Origin of the sequence: Algoriphagus litoralis (assembly GCF_003259255.1) — a bacterium.
Taxonomy (GTDB): domain Bacteria; phylum Bacteroidota; class Bacteroidia; order Cytophagales; family Cyclobacteriaceae; genus Algoriphagus; species Algoriphagus litoralis.
Window position 1 is genome coordinate 1 of the sequence record NZ_QGOL01000059.1, and the last position, 1,008, is coordinate 1,008.

A 1,008-nucleotide genomic window follows, 5' to 3' on the forward strand; every position below is an offset into this window, starting at 1 on the left:
ACATCAATGATGGTCCCGATAGCTATCGGGAGACATTGTGGACATCGACCTGAAAGGATTCTTTGACGAAGTGGACCACTCGGTTCTGCTTCAATTGATCTACCAACGGGTAAAATGTCCGACCACCCTACGGCTCATCCGAAAATGGCTGCGTGCACCGATCCAGATCAACGGAAAACTGCACAGACGTAGAAAAGGCGTACCACAAGGTTCGCCACTCAGTCCCCTCCTGTCCAACATCCTTCTGGATTTGCTGGACAAGGAACTGGAAAGGAGAAACCTAAAATACGTCCGATATGCGGACGATTTCAGCATCTACACCAAGTCAAAGAAGGAAGCCAGAAAAGTGGGAAACGAGATTTTTCTCTTTCTAAGAGACAAGCTCAGACTTCCTATTAACAGGGCGAAAAGTGGCATCCGAAGACCCTCCGATTTTGAGCTGCTGGGACATGCATTTGTTCCGACTTATCAAAAGGGAGTCAAAGGAAAATATCAGTTGGTAGTGAAGAAAAGCAGCTGGGACTCACTGAAACGCAAGCTCAAGCAGATCACCAAGAAAACCAGACCATACAGCTTCGAGGAGCGGTTGAAAAAGCTTGCAGAAATCTGGCGGGGATGGGTAAACAATTATCGCCTGGCCAGTATCACTGCAAAGCTGAAATCACTCGATGAGTGGTTGAGAAATCGCCTCCGCTACTGTATTTGGCATGACTCGAAGAAGCCTGAGCGGAAACGCAAAAACCTGATCAGACTGGGAGTGGATCAAGACCATGCCTATGCATGGAGTAGGACTAGAAAAGGCGGATGGGCGGTAGCTCAGAGTCCGATTCTGATCACTACAATTACTTTGTCCCGCCTAAGAAGAAAAGGCTATGAATCGATGCTTTCCTATTACCAAAAATCGCAACCTACAATCCAGTGAACCGCCGTATACGAGACCCGTACGTACGGTGGTGTGAGAGGCGCACCTCGCTAACTTAACGGTTGGCGAGGCCGTCTACTCGATTG

General features: G+C 48.4%; 1 protein-coding gene. It reads left to right on the plus strand.

All coding sequences use genetic code 11. The features are described from left to right. Positions 1-37: 37 nt before the first annotated feature. A complete protein-coding gene (locus tag DK188_RS21345) occupies positions 38-922 on the plus strand; it encodes a reverse transcriptase domain-containing protein (protein WP_232825796.1) in 885 nt (294 codons plus the stop codon). Positions 923-1,008: the final 86 nt, after the last annotated feature.